The organism is Pseudoalteromonas sp. S2755, assembly GCF_005886535.1.
Taxonomy (GTDB): domain Bacteria; phylum Pseudomonadota; class Gammaproteobacteria; order Enterobacterales; family Alteromonadaceae; genus Pseudoalteromonas.
In genome coordinates this window covers 56,513-76,553 of record NZ_PNDS01000017.1, presented here as the reverse complement: position 1 = coordinate 76,553, position 20,041 = coordinate 56,513, and the positions used below count along the sequence as shown (strand labels likewise).

20 protein-coding genes are annotated in these 20,041 nt (G+C 42.1%); 9 read left to right on the top strand and 11 right to left on the bottom strand.

The features are described 5' to 3' along the window. Nucleotides 1–107 precede the first annotated feature (107 nt). Nucleotides 108–833, bottom strand: coding sequence for a tetratricopeptide repeat protein (locus CWC03_RS03800; RefSeq protein ID WP_138580649.1), 726 nt, complete (start codon nt 831–833; stop codon nt 108–110). Nucleotides 834–973: 140 nt separating this feature from the next. Between CWC03_RS03800 and CWC03_RS03795 the strand changes: the two genes are divergently transcribed. Beyond that, entirely contained in the window at nt 974–1,759 is a 786-nt protein-coding gene (locus CWC03_RS03795) for a DUF6279 family lipoprotein (protein WP_138580646.1), read from the top strand. A gap of 4 nt (nt 1,760–1,763) precedes the next feature. Here CWC03_RS03795 and CWC03_RS03790 read toward each other — a convergent pair whose 3' ends face one another. Genes CWC03_RS03790 through CWC03_RS03780 form a run of 3 tightly spaced genes read right to left on the bottom strand, consistent with a single transcriptional unit; the run spans nt 1,764 to nt 3,520 of the window. Next, the gene (locus CWC03_RS03790) at nt 1,764–2,405 is read right to left on the bottom strand and encodes a flavin reductase family protein (RefSeq protein ID WP_138580645.1); all 642 of its coding nucleotides are present in this window, start codon (nt 2,403–2,405) and stop codon (nt 1,764–1,766) included. A gap of 7 nt (nt 2,406–2,412) precedes the next feature. Next, on the bottom strand, nt 2,413–3,138 hold the full coding sequence (locus CWC03_RS03785) for an SDR family NAD(P)-dependent oxidoreductase (protein ID WP_138580644.1): 726 nt from the start codon (nt 3,136–3,138) through the stop codon (nt 2,413–2,415). Further along, complete coding sequence (locus CWC03_RS03780; protein WP_138580643.1) at nt 3,131–3,520, bottom strand: thiol-disulfide oxidoreductase DCC family protein; 390 nt, start codon at nt 3,518–3,520, stop codon at nt 3,131–3,133. The genes CWC03_RS03785 and CWC03_RS03780 overlap by 8 nt, the downstream gene beginning before the upstream one ends. A 125-nt stretch (nt 3,521–3,645) precedes the next feature. Between CWC03_RS03780 and ppc the strand changes: the two genes are divergently transcribed. The 3 genes from ppc to cdd all read left to right on the top strand — a co-directional run bounded on the left by ppc (nt 3,646) and on the right by cdd (nt 7,773). Beyond that, the gene (ppc, locus tag CWC03_RS03775) at nt 3,646–6,279 is read left to right on the top strand and encodes a phosphoenolpyruvate carboxylase (RefSeq protein ID WP_138580642.1); all 2,634 of its coding nucleotides are present in this window, start codon (nt 3,646–3,648) and stop codon (nt 6,277–6,279) included. Nucleotides 6,280–6,545: 266 nt separating this feature from the next. Beyond that, entirely contained in the window at nt 6,546–6,863 is a 318-nt protein-coding gene (locus CWC03_RS03770; protein WP_249313939.1) for a hypothetical protein, read from the top strand. 43 nt (nt 6,864–6,906) lie between these two features. Next, nucleotides 6,907–7,773, top strand: coding sequence for a cytidine deaminase (cdd, locus tag CWC03_RS03765; protein WP_138580640.1), 867 nt, complete (start codon nt 6,907–6,909; stop codon nt 7,771–7,773). A 26-nt stretch (nt 7,774–7,799) separates the two neighbouring features. On the opposite strand, the gene udp is transcribed toward cdd, so the two are convergent. Further along, entirely contained in the window at nt 7,800–8,558 is a 759-nt protein-coding gene (gene udp, locus CWC03_RS03760) for a uridine phosphorylase (RefSeq protein ID WP_138580639.1), read from the bottom strand. A 377-nt stretch (nt 8,559–8,935) separates the two neighbouring features. Here udp and CWC03_RS03755 point away from each other — a divergent pair, with 377 nt between their 5' ends. From CWC03_RS03755 to CWC03_RS03745, 3 genes are all read left to right on the top strand, one after another. Beyond that, nucleotides 8,936–9,715, top strand: a complete 780-nt coding sequence (locus CWC03_RS03755) for a DUF2189 domain-containing protein (protein WP_138580638.1) — start codon at nt 8,936–8,938, stop codon at nt 9,713–9,715. 296 nt (nt 9,716–10,011) lie between these two features. Continuing rightward, on the top strand, nt 10,012–11,124 hold the full coding sequence (locus tag CWC03_RS03750; protein WP_138580637.1) for an arginase family protein: 1,113 nt from the start codon (nt 10,012–10,014) through the stop codon (nt 11,122–11,124). Between the two features lie 165 nt (nt 11,125–11,289). After that, nucleotides 11,290–12,000 carry a transporter substrate-binding domain-containing protein gene (locus CWC03_RS03745; protein WP_138580636.1) on the top strand — a complete coding sequence of 237 codons (711 nt, stop codon included), beginning with the start codon at nt 11,290–11,292 and terminating at the stop codon, nt 11,998–12,000. 34 nt (nt 12,001–12,034) lie between these two features. Here the strand turns inward: CWC03_RS03745 and CWC03_RS03740 are convergent, their stop codons facing one another. Continuing rightward, nucleotides 12,035–12,277, bottom strand: coding sequence for a VF530 family protein (locus CWC03_RS03740; protein WP_138580635.1), 243 nt, complete (start codon nt 12,275–12,277; stop codon nt 12,035–12,037). 32 nt (nt 12,278–12,309) lie between these two features. Then, entirely contained in the window at nt 12,310–12,591 is a 282-nt protein-coding gene (locus CWC03_RS03735) for a DUF1496 domain-containing protein (protein WP_138580634.1), read from the bottom strand. Nucleotides 12,592–12,651: 60 nt separating this feature from the next. Here CWC03_RS03735 and CWC03_RS03730 point away from each other — a divergent pair, with 60 nt between their 5' ends. Next, on the top strand, nt 12,652–12,882 hold the full coding sequence (locus tag CWC03_RS03730) for a TIGR02647 family protein (protein ID WP_010373121.1): 231 nt from the start codon (nt 12,652–12,654) through the stop codon (nt 12,880–12,882). 58 nt (nt 12,883–12,940) lie between these two features. On the opposite strand, the gene maiA is transcribed toward CWC03_RS03730, so the two are convergent. Together maiA and hmgA are read right to left on the bottom strand one after the other, a co-directional pair. Then, nucleotides 12,941–13,567: a maleylacetoacetate isomerase gene (gene maiA / locus CWC03_RS03725; RefSeq protein WP_171040199.1), complete on the bottom strand. Its 627-nt coding sequence runs from the start codon at nt 13,565–13,567 to the stop codon at nt 12,941–12,943. 8 nt (nt 13,568–13,575) lie between these two features. After that, the gene (hmgA, locus tag CWC03_RS03720) at nt 13,576–14,871 is read right to left on the bottom strand and encodes a homogentisate 1,2-dioxygenase (RefSeq protein ID WP_138580632.1); all 1,296 of its coding nucleotides are present in this window, start codon (nt 14,869–14,871) and stop codon (nt 13,576–13,578) included. A gap of 112 nt (nt 14,872–14,983) precedes the next feature. Here hmgA and CWC03_RS03715 point away from each other — a divergent pair, with 112 nt between their 5' ends. Next, nucleotides 14,984–15,469 carry a MarR family winged helix-turn-helix transcriptional regulator gene (locus CWC03_RS03715; RefSeq protein ID WP_138580631.1) on the top strand — a complete coding sequence of 162 codons (486 nt, stop codon included), beginning with the start codon at nt 14,984–14,986 and terminating at the stop codon, nt 15,467–15,469. Between the two features lie 401 nt (nt 15,470–15,870). Here CWC03_RS03715 and CWC03_RS03710 read toward each other — a convergent pair whose 3' ends face one another. Together CWC03_RS03710 and CWC03_RS03705 are read right to left on the bottom strand one after the other, a co-directional pair. Further along, nucleotides 15,871–19,035 (bottom strand): TonB-dependent receptor, encoded by a 3,165-nt coding sequence (locus CWC03_RS03710; RefSeq protein WP_138580630.1) that lies wholly within the window; start codon nt 19,033–19,035, stop codon nt 15,871–15,873. A gap of 34 nt (nt 19,036–19,069) precedes the next feature. Next, nucleotides 19,070–19,930, bottom strand: a complete 861-nt coding sequence (locus tag CWC03_RS03705) for a S1/P1 nuclease (RefSeq protein ID WP_138580629.1) — start codon at nt 19,928–19,930, stop codon at nt 19,070–19,072. Between the last annotated feature and the right edge of the window lie 111 nt (nt 19,931–20,041).

Sequence of the window (20,041 nt, the reverse complement as noted above, 5' to 3'; positions counted from 1 at the left end):
TTTAATACCAATTGAATTAATTCTCTAATCAATTTGAAGGGTGAAATAGCATAAAGGCCTCTTATGAGGCCTTAGTTACTCCACTCTTTTCTTAATCTAAACTTAGACTATTTAGTACGTGTTTCTGCTACGTATTTACCGGCTTGAATGCGCTCGTAAATACTATTAGCGAGTTCTTTTGCTTGTTCGACTTGTGAAGGTGAAAGCTGCTTCTCGTCGAGCACTCGGCTCTTTGTGGCTTCAGCATAACCATTAAACTCGGCTAACGTGTTCCATACGTACGAGCGTTCAATACTTTTCTCGACCCCCAAGCCCTGAAAATACATGAGTGCTAAATTAAACATGGCTAAGGTGTAGTTGTTTGCGGCGGCTTTTTCATACCAGTTAAGTGCGTGGCGGTAACTTTGCGGTACACCGTCACCGTTTGCATACATCAGCGCTACGTTAAATTGTGCAGCTGGCATGTTTTTGTTTGCCGCTCTGGTCATTAGCTCAACATATTTAGAGCGGTCCTTTTTAACGCCGCGACCTTCATCATACATGACTGCGAGCGCAAACATTGCGTCGGCTTCACCAAGTTTAACGGCTTGTTGAAATAACTCTGCTGCTTTACGTGGATTTTTGACGACACCGTAACCGCCTTCGTACATCACACCGAGTTGATAAATGCCCGGGGCGTAGTTCATTTCAGCTAGATAATTGAATTCTTGTAGTGCTTCTTCGAACCTGCCAGCATTGAGTGCATCTATGCCTTCTTCCAATCCAGCTGTTGCCAACGGTGCTTGGCTTAACAGAGCAATGGCGATACATGCTTTTGAAATCCTGCCTAACATCATAGACCTCCTTAAGGTAGCTATGCTAACTATGTTGTTAGTTATTCTAATGCCAGAAACACAGATTTACAAAATACAAATCTAAAATGGTAGATACTGCGTTAATATAAGGTAATAAAAACAAAAATTGAGGCAATGGGATGAAGAAATTAATAGTACTGGTGCTATGTTTACTGTGTTTGGCTGGATGTAGTCAAAGATTGGCCTACAACAATCTAGGATGGTTAGCGAGTTATTATATTTCCGATTATGTTGAGCTGACGGATGCGCAAGAGGAAAAGCTGGAGGCTGATGTAGAGTCTTTGGTTGCGTGGCATCGCCAGACAGAGCTACCAAAATACAAATCTCATATCCAATCACTATTGAAGCGCTGGCAAACCATGACAGAGAGTGATTTAGTAGATATGGTGTATACCACAAGAAACTATTGGTATTCCGTCGTTGAAGCCCTATATCCCAAGTTAGAATCGCACTTAAATTCGCTTAATCGTGAACAGCGAGAAATGCTGATAGCCAACATAGAAAAAGAAATGTTGGACGATGACTGGGAGGAAGGAGACCAATTTAACCGCTATGAGCGTTGGCTTGGTGATTTGAGTGATAAACAAAAGGAGCTTATTAACGAATATTATGAACAAGGCGAGTTTGCGCGCCAGGTTTGGCGTGCACATGAACAGAGGCGCTTTAGCCAGTTTAAACAAGCCATGTTATTGAGCGGCACTGAACAAGTGTCACCTGAACTGTTGCAGCAAGCAATAGTCACTGCACCCGCAGCGCTGCCCGAGCGCATCATAGATATTCAAGCAAGGAGAATAAAAGAGTACGCAAGCCTGGCGGTAAAACTCAAAGGCGCCATGAGTGATAAACAAAAGCAGCACTTTAAAGAAGAGCTCGAAGAATTGCTTGAGCTCTTAGAGTCATTGTAAAAAATTAGCCGAGCAGCTTAATTCTGGTTGGCTTGTTTGGTTTTGCATACTCTAAGCGATTGATACGCTTGGTGCTGTGATACCCGTCTAAACTTGAAATCGCAACACTGTCGAGCGCCTCGATATCAATATAGCCGTCTTCGAGTAACGCTTTTTCTTCAACGTGAAGCGATTCAATTTCGCCTATTACTAACTCTGTATCATTAAGTTTAATGGTTTGATGATCTTTGAGTACAAGTCCGTATTTTAATCTACTTTCTTTCACGAAAGGAGCAGGGAATTCATTCAAGTACTCTGAGGTTAATCCTGTTTGCTCAAATTCAGATTGACTCTTTTCATATCTGGCAGAGGTTTGATGAGCCGCCATATAAATTTGAATGTTAACTTGATTAATCGTATATTTTTCAGTCGCTAAGATATTCTCTAGCGTGTGTCTTGGTACGCTATGGGGCCTAAAAATCACGCCAACGAGCGCCGGACTGGCGCCAAGGTGGAACACTGAGCTAACGATAGACAAGTTTTCCTGACCTGTCCCATCAACTGTTCCGATTAAGTTAGCGCTTTTGAAACCCGATAATGAATTTATCATCAGTGCGCGGTAACGTTCGTCTAGGGTTTTAATATCGTTACTGGAGAAGTGTTTCATGAAGTGATCACCATTCAATTGATTTATTTTGCCAGTCAACATAGCCCACCGTGCCATCCGGGTGGCTATTTGCTATGATGCCGCTGAGTTGATCTGCCACAAATTCTGGCGTAAAGAGTTTTTCATCCGGGACATTGGCTTGAAAGGGCTTTGAAAGTGGCGTATCGGTAGTACCTGGATGGAACAAAATGAGCTTAATATTTTTTGCCCGACGCGCAAGCTCGACAGCCGCGGATTTAAACATCATATTAAGTGCTGCCTTTGAACTGCGATAGCTGTACCAGCCTCCCATCCGGTTGTCACTGATACTTCCAACACGGGCAGAGAGTGCAGTAACTACACATGACTGTTTCCCTTTAATGGTCGGCAATAAAGCTTGTAACCAAAGCATGGGGATCATGGTATTGATGTTGAAAAGTGCCATGCTGTAGCCGAGATCAACATCCTCAAGCTTTTTCTCTGGGATTTTATCAAACTCGTCATGTAGTAGCCCATTAAAAATGGTGACACTTTTAACCGTGCAGTCAAGCTCAAATATTTGTCTCCCAACTTTTTGGATCTGTGCCTCGGAGTAATCGCACTGAAAGTGCAGGGCACTCGCTTTTGAAGCCGCTTTAGCTTGCCGAGACACGGTGATTACTCTTACGTCGGGATTCTGCTCGACTTGCGTTTTTACAAAGGCTCGCGCGATCGCAGAGCTTGCGCCAATGACTATAATTGCGGGGTTAGTCACGATTGCACTCTCCACTATTTTGCATGCTGCATTGACTTGGGGACAAAAGTTTAGAAATTTTCATTCTATGTTTTGCAAAAAACAAATAAACCCAGTCTGCAATCTTGCGAATTATTGGTAGCCTAAGTAATTTAATCCAGCGATGTTTACCGACTTGACCCCAAGCCGCTGCGGTGACATCCAGCCCGATAATAAGCTTGCCTTGGCTATCGTAACCATGGAGCTTTGCCATTGCTGCTTCATGCGATACCTCAGGAAACTCAGTATCGAATCGGGTATCGTGAATGTTCACCAAATCAATGCTATTGTGTTTATCAAAACGTTTAAGTTCATTCATTTCCCTCATACACAGCGGACAGTTACCATCGTAAAATACAATCATTCGCTCACTCGAATAATACTTATCTTTGTCATGTTGTTACGTTAACGTCTTGAAAATAGATCGTTCGCAAATCAATTTATTCTCGGTATAGTGGAGTTCGAGTATCTTTTCATCAAGGAGATTGTATGACTGAGCAATACGCAAGCCTACGTAGTAATGTGAGCCTTTTGGGGCAGATGTTAGGACACATTATTCAACAAGCGCAGGGTCAAGAGACGCTAGACAAAGTTGAAGAAATTAGGCACCTAGCAAAATCCTCTAGAAGTGGTAATGATTCAGATAGGCAAGCGCTGATTGACACATTACGTAGCCTAAGCGATGAAGCGCTACTTCCCGTTGCTCGCTCATTTAATCATTTTTTAAACTTAGCGAATGTCGCAGAACAATTTCACACCATTTCAAAATCGGGCTCTCCTGACGGCGTGATGATCGAAGTCGATAAGGCGCTTGATGAGTTGCAAAGTAAAGTTGATTCTGGCGCACTGGCACTTAACGAAGTTGCAGATGTAATAAGCAAACTAAAAATCGATTTGGTGCTAACCGCTCATCCGACGGAAGTAACACGCAGAACTATCATCAACAAACACGTCGAGCTGAGCGAATGTTTAAAAGTGCTTGAGGTGACTTCAGGTGAGGATCCTGTCTACGACGAGGTTATTGACCGCATTGAGCAGTTGATTTCACAGGCGTGGCACACCAGCGATATAAGAGAAAAGCGACCTACGCCACTGGATGAAGCAAAGTGGGGGTTTGCGGTTATTGAAAATAGTCTTTGGGAAGCCGTGCCAAAGTTTGTTCGATATTTCAACGCCCAAGTGAAAACGCGATTAAATTTACAACTACCCGCCAATTTTAGTCCTATTCAGCTCACTTCTTGGATGGGGGGCGATAGAGACGGCAACCCGTTTGTTACTTCTCATGTGACGCAATCTGTGCTTGATCATGGCCGCTGGATGGCGCTTGATTTATATCGTCGCGATCTAGAAATTTTGGGCGCAGAACTCTCTATGAGTAATGCGTCCGAAAGCTTTATAGCGCGAGCGGACGGCAGTAATGAACCTTATCGTCATGTGCTAAAGCAAGTACGCGCTGAGGTCGAAGAAACCATTGCTGCATTGGAATATAAAATCAAAGGCACACCTTCTCATTATCAGGACAAGATTAAGCAGGTCTCACAGATAAGAGAGCCACTAGAGGCATGTTATCGCTCACTAGTTGATTGTCGTATGGCTAATATTGCTGATGGTTTGTTGTTGGATGTATTAAGACGAATTGACTGTTTTGGCGTGTCTTTATGTAAGTTAGATATTCGCCAAGATTCCGCCAGACATACCGAAGTGTTTTCTGAATTAACGCGCTATTTGGGTCTTGGCGATTATGCTCAGTGGCAAGAAGCAGACAAGCAAGCCTTCTTATTAACCGAGCTAAGCTCAAGACGACCGTTACTGCCGCGTCATTGGCAACCTTCTTCCAATGTTCAAGAGGTGCTAGAAACATTTGCAACGATTGCAGAGCAAGACCAAAACGCACTTGGCATTTACATAATCTCAATGGCGCAAAGTGCCTCAGATATTCTCGCCGTGCATTTATTACTCCAAGAAAGCGGGTGTAAATTCAACTTACCGGTAGCGCCGTTATTTGAAACGCTGGATGACTTAAATAATGCACAATCAGTGATCAGCGGATTATTTGAGAATACTTGGTATAAAGGCACGATTGGTGCCAAGCAATATGTGATGATCGGCTATTCTGACTCTGCAAAAGACGCAGGAATGATGGCGGCAGGGTGGGCGCAGTATGATGCAATGGAAAAGTTGGTTAATCTTGCTGATGCCAAGGGCGTTGAGCTGGTGCTTTTCCATGGCCGTGGGGGGACGATTGGCCGTGGAGGTGCGCCTGCCGCACAAGCGCTGAGATCTCAACCGCCTGGTTCGCTAAAAAGTGGTTTGCGAGTAACCGAGCAAGGCGAAATGATCCGCTTTAAATTTGGTTTGCCTAAAGTCGCGATGCAAAGTCTATCCATTTATACCAGTGCGATTTTACAAAGTAATTTGTTGCCACCTCCTCGACCTGAACCTAAATGGGTAGAGGTAATGGAGACGATAAGTGAAGCTTCCTGTAAAAAGTATCGCAGTATTGTTCGAGAAAACCCTGATTTTGTTCCTTACTTTAGAATGGCAACACCAGAACAAGAGCTGTCTAAGTTACCACTAGGCTCACGGCCTTCTAAACGTAATCCAAACGGCGGAGTAGAGAGTTTGAGGGCGATTCCATGGATTTTTGCATGGAGTCAAAATCGCTTGATGTTACCTGCTTGGCTGGGAGCAAAAGAAGGCCTCGAAGCCGCCATAGAAACGTTTGGTAAAGACATGCTGCAAGAAATGAGCGCTAAGTGGCCATTTTTTAGAACCCGTTTAGAAATGCTCGAAATGGTGTTCTGTAAAGCCGACCTTTGGCTCAGTGAGATGTATGATGCAAGTTTAGTTAGTGATGAGTATATAGGCCTAGGGGATGAGTTAAGAGCCAACTTGCAACAGGCCATTGAGCTTATTCGCGGCCTTGCGCCAGAATCGTCACTGTTGTCACAGCAACCTTGGATCAAAGAATCAATCGGGCTAAGAAACCCATATACCGATCCTCTGAACTTGTTACAAATTGAATTGTTAAAGCGTGTGCGTGAAGAAACCAATCACGACCTGGAACTGGCACTCATGATCACAATGACAGGGATTGCGGCGGGAATGCGCAACACGGGTTAGTGCAACAATTTGAATAATCTGTTTTTTTAAAATTTTACATTTATAAGCATAGTAGCTACAAAACCAATCCTAATGGGTTGGTTTTTTTATTTTTATTGGTTTTTTATTAGTATATTTATTGACAGTAACTCTCATTGATTTAGAATGCGCGGCTGGTTTAACCAGTCGTTTTATTTGTTTTATTCAAGAATTGTCGGTTGATAGGTCTACGATACATGCACAAAATATCTACTAGTGTCACATTTGATGAGTGTAATGATCTGATTATGATGAAGATCAGAGGCATTGCGAATGCAAACGATGTGGTCTCCGCATACGAGAAAGCCAATCTATATGCAAAAAAGCATAATAGTAGCAAAGTATTAGTGGATGTGAGTGAACTTGAACACCGCTTTGCGGCGATTGATATTGTGAACATAATGCCAAAAGTTGCGCATAATATTGGCAGTTTACACATCGCGCGCGTCGTTGGTTTTGAAGGTTATATGCATGACCTTTTTCTACAAAAAATTAAGCGTTTTAATATCAGCGCTGAAAACTTTGAGTGTTTTAAATCTGCAAGAGAATGGTTGAGTCAGCTGTAACTCTTGCGTAAACTATCCTGCCATAGATAAACATGACAACAATATGGCAAAGATAGAACCATCAGTAAAAAGTGCGTTAACGCAATACGCCATCGCCCATCGTGGAATATTTAGTTATTCCCAACTCGCACAATATCAACACCGTTTTCACTTACCTGGATCTGAGCTTGAGGCTTTATTACTTGAAGTTGCGGCTGAGTTTGCTACACCTCCTATTTCACAATTTTATGTTGGTGCTATTGCTTGGGATGATAAATCACAACAAGCGTTTTTAGGCGCGAATTTAGAATTCTCGCACCAGGCGCTGTCTTTGGTTGTGCATGCCGAGCAAGCGGCAATTAACAATGCGTGGTTAAATGGTGCAACGGAAATCTCAAAAATGACCATCAATGCCGCACCGTGCGGATTTTGCCGCCAATTTATGAATGAGCTAAGCACCGCAAAGGAGCTTGAAATTTTATTGCCGACAGGCAAAACCTCGCTCTGTGATTTGCTGCCGACTTCGTTTGGTCCAGACGATCTGGGCAACAGTGAAAAACTCTTTTCTCAAGCGCAACACCTTGCAGCGAATGAAACATCGCCTGCATCTATTAGTGCGGCGCTTTATCTGCATTATCTGCGCGCTTATTGCCCCTACACACACAACCAAAGTGCGGTGGAAATTAAACTAGACACTGGCGAATGCTTTTATGGACGTTACGCTGAAAATGCGGCTTATAATCCAAGCTTATCGCCATTACAAAGTGCACTAAGTCAGTTAGCGATGTCGGGTAAATTATTATCTGAGGTAAATGTAGAAGGCATCACTTTGCTAGAAAAGCAGGGCAGTGCTAACCAGTTGCAAGTAAGCTTAGCAGTTTTAAAGGCGTACAATGCCGAGCATTTGCTTACACATATAGAGATTGAGTAACCACTCAATCTCTACGCTTACTGCTATTATTTCGAAAGTAACAGTTCAGCAGCTTTTAATACTGCAGTGACGGCTTTCTTTTCAACAGCTTGATGGTCGACATTGGGGATTTCTTGGCGTGTTCTGTTTACCAAGACGCCAGCAAGACAAGCAGCCTTTAAACCAAGTGCTGCACACATGGTAAATAATGTCGCAGATTCCATCTCATAGTTCATCACATTAAGCCTTTGCCATTCTGCACACGAACCTTGATACGCCTTTCTTACGTAGCCTGAGTATGTGTCGTAACGTTCTTGCCCTGGGTAGAAAGTATCACTAGACGCCGTAATACCAACATGATGTGTAATGCCCAACGATTCACAGGCTTGTACCATTGCCGAAGTAGTATGAAAATCAGACACAGCAGGAAACTCGATAGGCGCAAAATGCTGGCTAGCGCCATCTAAACGCACTGATGCCGTGCTCACCAAAATATCACCTTCATTGATATGTGGTTGAATAGCACCAGTCGTACCTATACGTAAAAAGGTATTAATACCAAGTTGTGCTAATTCTTCAACTGCGATCGACGTAGATGGGCCGCCTATACCAGTTGAGCAAATTACCACAGGACTTTCATTTAAAAAGCCAAGGTAAATATGAAATTCGCGCGTTTGTGCTAAGCAGACTGGAGAGTCGAGATATTCAGAAATGCGTTTTGAGCGCTCGGGATCACCCGGAACAATTGCCAGTGAAGCGCCTTGTAGGTCGGCTTTCGTAAGACCTAAGTGAAATACCTTTTCCATAGTAAACCTTAGTTATAATTAAAGCGTAATGTTTATAGTTAACGCCTATCAAGTACAGGACAGATGTCCGATTTAAATGTAGCGTGTTTAAATTATACCAATCGTATTAAGTAAACGCGTTATTTTGAAGTGGGGAAATAGCATTAGTAGCAACGCTTTTACGTCCTGCTATCGCTCCGGCATAAACACCCACATTGGAAGGCAAAAATTCTGATATTTAGTTGTTTTAAGGGAAAAACTTTTAACTGAGCTTACATGACGTTTTACCCTTCAAATTGGTTAGATAATTAATGCAATTGGTATTATAGCTCGGATAGCTTGCGGGATTGTCGATAATCCACTAAACCTTAACATGAGAGCAACAATGAGGAATGGTTATGCCTGCTACACATTCTATAAATAAAGATAACGAATTTGCGCGTTGCTTTGAGTGCAACAAAGTTCCAATCATGGCACCGTTTCACTGGCTTGCATTAGCATTTAAAGATATTGCAAATGCGCCTTTACTTAGCCTAGTGTACGGACTTATTTTTACCCTTATACCTGCTTTTATTATGTGGTTAGTGTACCAATCAGGTACTCACTTGGTAATTTTGCCTGCCGCTGTCGCTTTTGCGCTTATCGGGCCTGCTTTCGCTGCTGGCTTGTATGATGTCGCGTGGGAGTTGGAAAAGGGCCATAAACCAACGTTATCACACAGCCTTAAGTCAATGTTCCGTAATCCTGCTGGCGAGTGGGGATTTGCGGTGTTACTGATGGTCATTATGATTGTTTGGATGCGCCTAGCTGCGCTTATCCATGCATTATATCCAAATGTTCCGAATCCAACGTTTGAACAGCTTTCAGCATTTTTAGCACTCGGCTCGATAGTCGGAGGCATTTTATTGGTGTGTGTATTTGCAATCTCAGCGTTTACGCCACAAATAATGATGGAGCGTCGAGTCGATATCATGACTGCGGTAATCAGTTCAATGCATGCGGTAAAAGAGAATGTCGGCGCTATGGTGGTATGGTGCGGGATCTTAGTGTTTTTGGTGATGCTAGGATTTGCAACTGGGACTGCTGGTTTTATCGTTATTATGCCGTTACTAGCGTACGCAAGTTGGCATGGCTATATCGCTGTAATTAAAACAAAAGTGCCACGCCACTACGAATAACTAAACATCCTCTATGAATAAACAACCGCAGCCTCAACGCGCATTGTTGGTACTGCGGTTGACTTCCTATTTGAACCTGTTATATGTGCTGCAACAACGACCTAACGAATAGTCAATACCTTTCGAAAACGAAGTTAGAAATCAAGAAAACCTTTTGATTTATAAGTTCTTTTATTTTTAATTTATCGTTTTTATTCATTTCAAGCCAATCGTATTTTGAGTGTGACGCAAAATATAAAGCGCAATAGGGAAGATTTTTCTGGGTCGCATGATTATGCATATAAGAGGGGATCGCGATGTCTGAGAGCAAAAAACAATTCCATAAAAAACTTGAGCACTGTTTATGTCCACCGGGAGATGGTGTGTTTACAGTAAACACAGCGAAAGAACGAAAAGACGCGTTAAGACAAAAGCTATATGGACAAACAGAAGGTGTTGATACTTTATGGAAAGCGTCACTGGAAAAATTAGACGAAAGTGAACATAAAGCGGCAATTCTTGGGATCAGCTCAGATTGTGGCGGTGGTATTTTACGCGGCGCCAACTGGGGGCCACTATTTTTGCGTTCGACATTAATTGAGCAACAGCCGCAAACGAGCGCTTTTGATCTTGGCGATGTGCGAGTTATTCCGCATTTGCTACATGACAAATATTTAAACGAGAATACGATCAGTAATTGTCAAAAGGCACTTTATGCTGACCCAGAGAGTGAGTATTACGTCTCACCATTATCTATTACAGAAGATGTGTGTGATGGCTTTTACGAAAATTACCCAGATAAAGGCGTGTTTGGCATTGGTGGCGACCACTCAATCAGCTACCCGTTAACAAAAGCGTATCTCAAAGCAAAGCGTGATCGCGGTATAAAAACAGCGATTATCCATTTTGATGCTCACACGGATTTACTTGTTGAGCGCTTAGGTATCGATTTATGTTTTGGCTCTTGGTGTACGCATATCCTGGAGTTTTTACCTGCACCCCATCACTTAGTACAGTTTGGGATCCGCTCGAGTGGCAAACCTAAGTCTCATTGGGAGTCTACATTCGGTATTAAGCAGCATTGGGCTCATGAGATCAGAGAACGTGGTGCACAAGCGATAGTTGATGAAGTTATTGCACAGTTAAAGGCTGATGGCGTTGAAGAACTTTATGTCAGCTTTGATATTGACGCACTGGATGAGGAATTTGCTTCTGCAACGGGTACTCCAGAAGCGGGTGGTATGACTCCAGATGAAGCGATGCTAATTCTACAAGCACTGCGTGGCGAGTTTAAAATAACAGGTGCAGACATGATGGAAATTGCACCATTTACTGACAGCTCTCTCGTAGGACAAACGAGCTCAGAAACCACGCTTAAAGAAGGCGCTAAGCTGAGTGCATTCTTAATTGATGCGATCAACAATAGCTAAAGTAACTAAGCAACTTTGTGATAGGCGGGGCAACTTTGTCTATCACTTATTTACCTCAATAAGTTACGTATAACTCACTTCTTAAATAAGCCATTCTATTTCTTTAAAAATTGCTCAACCTTTAAGTTAAGACTATATTATTCAAGTAGCTATGGGGAGAGTTTCATGAAGGGCGCATACTCTTTTAGTCTTTGTATTTTACTGACGAGTTTCAGTGCGCTTGCCTATACGCTAAATATTGTCACTGAGAACTTTCCTGATTTCCAATATCTTAATGAAAAAGGAGAGCTAATTGGTCGCTCTGCAGATAAGGTCAGAGCCGTGCTTGATGACTCTGGCGTTGATTACACCATCAACGTACTTTCATGGCCAGCTGCCTATAATGCCGCATTGAGAAAAGAAGATACCTGTGTTTTTTCAACAGCCAGAAATACCGTTCGCGAGAATGAGTTTAATTGGGTATTTCCTATTGATACGTTCACCACGTCTTTTTATGCGCTACGTGAAAGCAAAATACAGCTGAATAAAATTGAGGATGCGCTAATTTATCGAACTGCGGTGATCCGAGACAATTTTAGCCACCAATTTTTAATGGAGCATGGCTTTCAAGAAGGGAAGCAGCTGATCCTTATTAGTTCTTTTGACAAGGTTTTTGAGCTACTCAAGACGCGCAAAGACTTTGTTGATTTGGTGGTATTAAGCGATGCGCAGTTTCGATTTCGAAGTGTAAAAGAGCATACGGCTCAATTACTTGAGCCGGTATATACATTAGATAAGTTTAATACATCACTCTACCTAGCCTGTAATAAAAATGTTCCCAAGCATATTCTTGAAAAGCTTCAGGAAACTTACAACGCGCTTTATGCTGCTAAATAACCTTTGAGAAATTAATTCAATTGGTATAAATGGATTACTTTTTTATGTTTGGCCATTGAAAGCCGTGGAAGGTATCTAGATATAGTTGCTCCACTTTGGCTCTTGCCCAAGGTGTGCGGCGCAAAAACTTGAGACTAGATTTAACGCTTGGATTATCTTTGAAGCAGTTGATATCTACGGCGACTGCCATTGCTTTCCAGCCTAGCTGCTGTTCAAGTTTTACGATGATCTCTTCTAACTTGATACCGTGAAGGGGATTATTTGCTTGGGTTGTCATCTTCTACTTCTTTATAGCTTTGAATATTACGTCTAGTTTACCCTAATTTTATCTGAAATTTCAGGTCTAATTGGCGCACCAGATGCATCAGCTTTTACCCACACAAGTTTGCCATTGTCTTCGTTGTATTTTTTCGTTGAACAGACAAACAGCATGTCAAACTGTAGCAATAGTGCGCCTTCGCTATATGACTTTCCTTCATACCAACAGACTTGCTTTGGTATTTCTCCATATAACCTCAAATCAGCGGGCGTTGTCGCCAAAACAGGCAGTGAGATCAAATTAACAGTGATTAAACAAATTAAAAACTTCATCAAATTTAGTTTTTTGAACTAGAGTGTTAAATGACTATAGAATAATAAGGAAAAATGACAATGGCTTTAGACCAAAAATTGTTGGATGAGTTGACCTTACTAGCTAGATTTCCAAGACATAGTTTGCATCAGGGAATAAAAATTCATAGTAGTGCGCCGGAGGGTATACAAGGTGCGGCGATGCGGCTATTTGAAAAAGGAGTCATCGACAGTCCCGATGGTGGGTATCTGACAGATCTGGGTCATGACCTTATTGGTCACTTTGACCATGTCTATAGCGCACTGAAATAACAGGCGTTAGTTTGATTGAAAGAGTGATATTCTTAGCATATCACTCTTTTTACAAGCTTTATTGTGCGTCTAGTTGATTTTCAGGCGCTGCATCAGAAAATGCATTAAGTGTATTGCAATATTCATAGACTCGACTGATCTTAGGAAATTCAGTCATATCTACTTTAAAACGCAATGCGTTAAATACTTGTGGTACTAAACAAACATCCGCGAGCGTGGGCTCTGTACCAAAGCAAAATTGACCGTCGCCTATCATAGGCTCTAGCTTTTTAAAACCTTCGATAACCCAGTGGCGATACCACTCGCTTTTTTGCTCGTCAGATGCGCCTAGCTCACTTGAGAGATATTTAAGTACACGCAAGTTATCGATAGGGTGGATATCACAGGCGATAGCGTAGCAAAAGTTTCTTACCTGCGCTTTTTGCCAAGGATCTTGAGGTAGCAATGCTTGGCCTGTTTGAGTTTCTTCTAGCCACTCCAATATTGCTAAAGATTGTGCAAGAACGCCATGCTCAGTTTCAAGAGCCGGTAGTAACCCTTGACCGTTTTTACTTAAATATGCCTCGCCGCTTTGCTCCGATTTAAGTAAGTTTACAGGGACTAACTCGTGATCTAATCCTTTAAGATTTAAAGCAATACGCACTCGATAGGCCGCAGATGAGCGAAAATAAGTATAGAGTTTCAACATAATCTTTATGCTCCTTTAAAGTACTTTTTAATGCCTTTCCAGCAATCAGCATAGTTAGGCTGACGTGCTTTGCCTTCTAAAGCATACTTAGTTGGAGAGATAATGTAACGTGACTCAAACATAAACGCGAGTGTGTTTTCATAGCGCTGTGGTGCAAGCTCTGCGTTGCTCGCCTTCTCAAATACGTCCGCTTCAGGTCCATGTGGAGACATACAGTTGTGTAGACTCATGCCACCGGGTACAAAACCATGTTCTTTAGCGTCGTAGACCCCTTCAATTAAGCCCATAAACTCACTCATGATATTACGGTGATAATAAGGCGGACGGAATGTATTTTCTGCCACCATCCAGCGCGGTGGGAAGATCACAAAGTCTACGTTTGCAACACCGGGTGTGCCTGATGGAGAAGTCAGTACAGTAAAAATTGACGGATCAGGATGATCAAAGCTTACGGTGTTCATTACGTTAAATCGTGCTAAATCATATTTGTATGGGGCGCTATTTCCTGTCCATGCAACCACATCAAGCGGTGAGTGGCCAATCTTAGAGCGGAACAGATTACCATTAAACTTTGCAACGAGTTCAAAATCGCCTTCTTTGTCTTCAAATGCGGCAACGGGGTATTGAAAGTCACGTTCGTTGGTATAGCCATTCGCCCCAACAGGACCTCGTTCAGGTAATATATAAGGGTGTCCATAGTTTTCACAAATATAACCACGCACCGTATCGCTTAAAAGCTCTACACTGAATTTGATACCACGAGGGATAACGGCAATCTCACCTGGTTTAATTGCGAGTTTTCCACACTCAGTGTGTAAAATGAGTTCACCTTGCTGCGGGACGAATAACAACTCGCCATCCGCATTATAGAAGTAACGACCTTCCATTGATGCGTTAGCAACGTAAACATGAATACCAATCCCGCTTTGGCCATTGGCACTGCCGTTAGCAGCCATCGTTACTAAGCCATCGATAAAGTCTGTTTTTTCTTGTGGTATATCGATAGGATTCCAGCGCAACATGGAAGGAGGGGGAACGGCTTCAGTTATTGGTGCCGTGCGCAATAGGCCATTATCCATCGCTTCATATTCACCCTGTAAAACAGAAGGGCGAATACGGTAGAACCAATTTCGACGATTATCAGCACGAGGCGCTGTAAAAGCGGTGGTGTTATATTGCTCTGCATAAAGATCGTATTTTACTTTTTGTGGTGAAAATTGACCAATAGGCAAAGCGCCCGGCAGTGCTTCACTTTCAAATTGATTACCAAATCCAGTTAAATATTGAAGTTCTTGGCTCATGTGTCTCGACTCCTTTGTGTTTTATAGTAAGATACTCTCATGTGAGAGTATTTTCAATGTTTGTCATCTAGTCGCTCTGTAAAGTTATAGTGACAGCTGGGAGTGTGGAAGAATGTCTAAAAATGATGAAAAACTGCTGAATATAAACGAATTTTTACCGTATCAGCTCGTTTCACTGTCAACAAAAGTGAGCAATGACTTTGCGCACGTCTATGAACAAAAGGGAGAATTAACACAGCCACAATGGCGGGTGTTATCTCATGCAATAAAGAAGGAGGGGAGCACCGCAAAGCACATTTGCGAACTGGCAAGCATGGATAAATCAACCGTTTCAAGAGCAATTAAGCAGTTACAAGACCGAGGGTTGATTGAGATGTTAGTGAGTCCAAGTGATAAACGTGCAAAAACTATTGCGGTGACAGAACAAGGAAGAGTGCTTTATCAAACGTTAACGCCGCTTGCATTGGCATGGGAAGCTGAGCTGCTTAGTTGTTTTAGCGATGAGCAGAAAGAGAAGTTCGTACAACTGCTAAAATTATTACAGTCCGCAGTAGATGAAAAAGAGCTTGATCACTCGCTTAGAACAAGCTCTATATAGTAAAGTACCGCTGAATGTTATCTCGTACGGTTTTCTGTACATGATACTATAGTCATATAGATCATATAGAGCATGGATATTTCAAATGCGCTGCTTTTTAGTGAATGACTGGATAGAGAGATGATTGAAAAATCAACAGCTATGCCTAACATCGTGACTAGAAAGCCGATAAAAGCTTTACGTTTTAACATAATTTATCCCTTATCATATTGATAATCCTTTCATTTCAACATTTAGTATGGTTGCTTCTTCAGAAGCAACGATTTGTCCTTTTTCTATTATATTTAATATCAGGAATTTATAAAGGTTAATTAGTTGGGAAATAATCTTAAGCTGAATTAAATATAAAAAAGGCCAACTTTCGTTGGCCTTTGGGAGATTATCTAATTACGTGTTAGATATTAGAAGTTGTAGCGTACGCCGATCTTGATACGGTAAGTTGAGTCTTCTGCTTCAAACTTATAGTCGCTAGTAATCGGTGCGCCGATGATGTACTTACCAGTCGCAGGGTCGATATCCATGTTTAGCGTATTACGAGTGCCAAAGTCTTGCGTATAAACTTTACCAGCTGAAGAATCAATCAGGTTTAGTAAGTTATTCACTACGAAGTAGACTTCACCTTTATGATCTTTGGTGAAACCTGGAAGTTCCTGAGAAACATATAGATCCATAGTCGTTGTCCAAGGCGATGTAGCCGTGCTACGGTCCACGAAGCCACCTGCATAGCCAGACAGACCTAAGCTCTCATAATGAGCAAGCACTTCTGCTTCAGTTGTGCCTTCGTAACGAAGTACGTTTGCATCGTTTGCCGTTGGAACATAAGCTAGGTAGTTACCACCGAACGTAGAGCCAAAGCCTGAAGGCTGAATTAAGTCTTGATTGAAGAAGCGACCACCAGTTAGGTTTTGCCATCTTGTTAGGTGGCTATATGCTGAACCTGAACGGCGCTCAAAGAAAAGATTGAAATTCGTTTTATAGTTTTCAATGAACTCTGTTGAATAGCCAAGGTTTAGGACAAAACGGTGCTCTGTTTCATAAGAAGAAGTACCGATTTGTGTTTCTTGGTGGTCTAAGAAGTGACCGAAGCGGTAGTTACTACGACCAGTTGAAGAGCCACCAGGGTTACCTTCAGTGATATCTTGGTGAGTATAAGACATATCAAACTTGAAGCCGTTATCCCACGTTTTAGCAAGACCAGTACTTAGAATAATCGAACGACCGTTTTTATCTGCGTTCGTTAGCATAATCTCAAGTTCACGGGTATCGTAGAATGGTAATGCACCATCAGCAGTAGAACCTACTACATCACCTTCCTGAAGAAGTGCAGCATTTACCCATTCAGCGGTATTTTCTTTATCTGTGAAGATTGCAGTTGTAGTCCACGCGAATCCGTCACCAAGGCCTGGGATGTCAAGTGTTACATCCGCATTTAGCATATAAGTCCACTGTGATGGAATGTCGAAGTTAGGATCGATAAAGTTCGAAACTGAACCACGATTCGCGTTGTTAATACCTTCGATAGCCTCTGGCGGAATAGTATTTAGGATATTTGCTGGAGCAGTAACATCACTAGCAGAGAAGTTTTGACGACTGAAGCCATCGTTTGAGTAAGAGTTTGAGATCCAAACGTTAGGGTTACCACCTGCATAACGACCTACGCTACCACGGATAGTGACGTCTTCGTTCATGTAGTAAGTGAAACCTGCACGAGGCAACCAAATGTCAGCGCCATCTAGGTTATAAGTGTTATCAAAACCCGTTCTGTCCAATACGTCTTGGTTGAACGCTGGTTTGTCGTCAGAGCCTAAACGCTCGTAACGAAGACCAAAGCTAAACGCTAGTTCATCGCTGAAGTCCCAACGGTCGTTCACGTATAGTGCAAGGTCTTTACGTTTGAATGCCGCTGCAACTGCATCAGGGTTATTGCCGATACCGTTGCTATATGTGTATCTTGAAATTTGGCGTGCTGCAAAGTCTTCTAGGCTGTTAAATGTGATAACACCCTTAGAACCATCTAGATAAAGGTTTTCAACGTCTAGAATGTCATACTTGATACCGAACTCTAGTGTATGTTCGTCAAGTAGGTAAGTACCGTCAAACTTGAATGTTGTTAGGTCGTTTTCTAGTGAGTTTGAGTGGCGGCTAGCATCTGAACCAAAGCTGATGTCACCTGTAACACCATCACCATCTACGTCGATGTTGCTGATGCTGATATCACCTAAACCAAGTGCGCTATCAAGTGAAATCTGACCAGTTTCAACAGACTTGCTTGTGATACTGATTTGCGTTGAGAAATCATCTGTCCAGTCAGAGTATAGTGTTGAGCTGAAGTTATTTAGTTTCTCAGATTTATTGTACCAATAAGTGCTTAGGTGTAGATCATCAGCATCATCAGTCATGTTGTTTGTGCGGTTACCTTCATTGAACATGTAGATAAAGTTTGCACGATGATAGTCGTTGATGTTCCAATCTAGTTTGATGATATATTTTTCATCTTCTAGTTGTGGTTGAGTGTCTGCACCACCGATGTTATCAACACCATATACTTCAGAAGCAATTTTGCGTACTGCTGCTAAGTCGTTTTGTGTGATTTTTGTCTCGTTAGCGCCAATACCAGAACCTGCAGGGCCCCACTCAATTGACTGAGGAGATTCATACTTTTCGTAAGCACCGAAGAAGAATAGTTTGTTTTCGATAAGAGGCGCACCGATTGAGAAGCCATAGTTCTCTTCTTCAAACTCTAGTGGAACTTCTTTACCATTGTTTTTTGGAGTACCTGCCCAGCTGTCAGTCATTTTCTCATAGAAAACGCTACCAGTGATTTCGTTAGTACCAGACTTAAATACCGCGTCAACGTTACCACCAGTAAAGCCACTTGATTTAGCATTTGTTGGTGCTACTTGAACTGTAACTTGATCAAGTGCGTCTAGAGGGAATGGGTTACGCTGTGTTGGGTAACCACCAGAATTAAGACCGAAGTCATCGTTTAGCGGAATACCATCAACAGTAATAGAGTTTGTACGCGGGTTTGAGCCTGCGATTGTCATTGAGCTGTCGCCACCAGGTTGGATAACAACTAGCGGGTTATTTCTTACTACGTCTTTAATATCACGGTTGATACTAGGCGTGCTCTTGATTGCATCAGCACCGTAATAAGTGTCGTTTGCAGAAGAGTTAAATAGTACTGGAGTACCAGTAACTACGATAGACTCCATTTGCAATTCGCTTAGCTGCTGGTCGATCTTTTGGGCTTCACCTAGTGATAGGTAAACGTTACGCAGCTCAGCGTCACGGAATTTGTTTGAGTCGATAGTGATGGTGTACGGACCACCAACACGAAGACCTGATGCATTGTACGTACCAGTGTCATTCGTTGTAACAACGCGGCGTGTACCTGTCGGTTCGTGAACGATGATAATCTTAGTGTCTGCAGCTGGATTACCTTGAGGTCCTACAATCTGTCCTTTAATAGACGAAGATGTATCTGCCGCAACCGCCATGCCACTCATGCCTAAACTTGCAGCGATAGCAAGCGTAAGTGCATTTTTGCGAAGTTGGATTTTCATTATGTTGTTTCCCGTGTTAGTAGGTTATTTTAAACTAATGGTTAACTGTTATTTTATTTGCTGGCTTCAGTGATGAAACCAGCGGTTTAGAATTAGGATCATAAATTTGGTTTAATAAGCCAGCTAATCTAATGCCACCTTGTTGAAGCCTGAATTTAACTGTTGGCATATATTTATAAATGTAACCATAACTTATTTCAGTTTCATTGCTGTTATAAACTTTTTCAGCAATATTATTTGACTCAAGCAACCAATCTGCTGGCGAACTGTCTAAGTATTCAGCAATAATTTCATTATTTGTGGTTTGAATAAAACGGGTAAATTCGGTAAATGAAAGATTCTCATTTTCGATTAATTTTGTGTCCCAAGTACTGTGTAGGTTTGAATCACTGCCAAAAAACTTCACTTTAATCATGTTACCGCCACGATCTTTGGCGCGACCCGCGTGAAACGGCTGATGGCTGTCACCCACAAGGTGAACTAGGAAACGGAATGCAAAACGCTTTTCATCAATTGATTTAGATTCTGATTTTAGCGTATTGATGGAGTAGTAGATGCCATCTAGGATGTGTTTTACTTTCTCTTTATCATTTAAATCGGCATGAACGTGCTCATGCATTGCTTTTGGGTTGTCGATGTTGATGTAATGCCACTTCGAAGATTGTTTACGCCAAAACGTACCTGGATCCGAACGCATTTCATCAGCCCAAGTTGAAATTTCAGCTAGAGAGTCACCTTCTAATAAAGGTTGAATCGCAACGCGAGTCTGCTCGGTTAAATGCGCCTCTGCCAATTCGCCAATGATCCTATGACCATTTTGACCCCAGGCGTGTGCACTTGACGTTGTTATAGTCATCCCTACAGCGAAAAGTAATGACAAGCTTTTACGTAACATTTGTATCTCTTGTAGAAAAGGGAACAATCTTCCCAGCCGAAAAGTGAGGCCAATTGTCCGTATTTTTCAACAAAATAAAAGGACTCAATAAGATTCATAATTTCTTGTCAA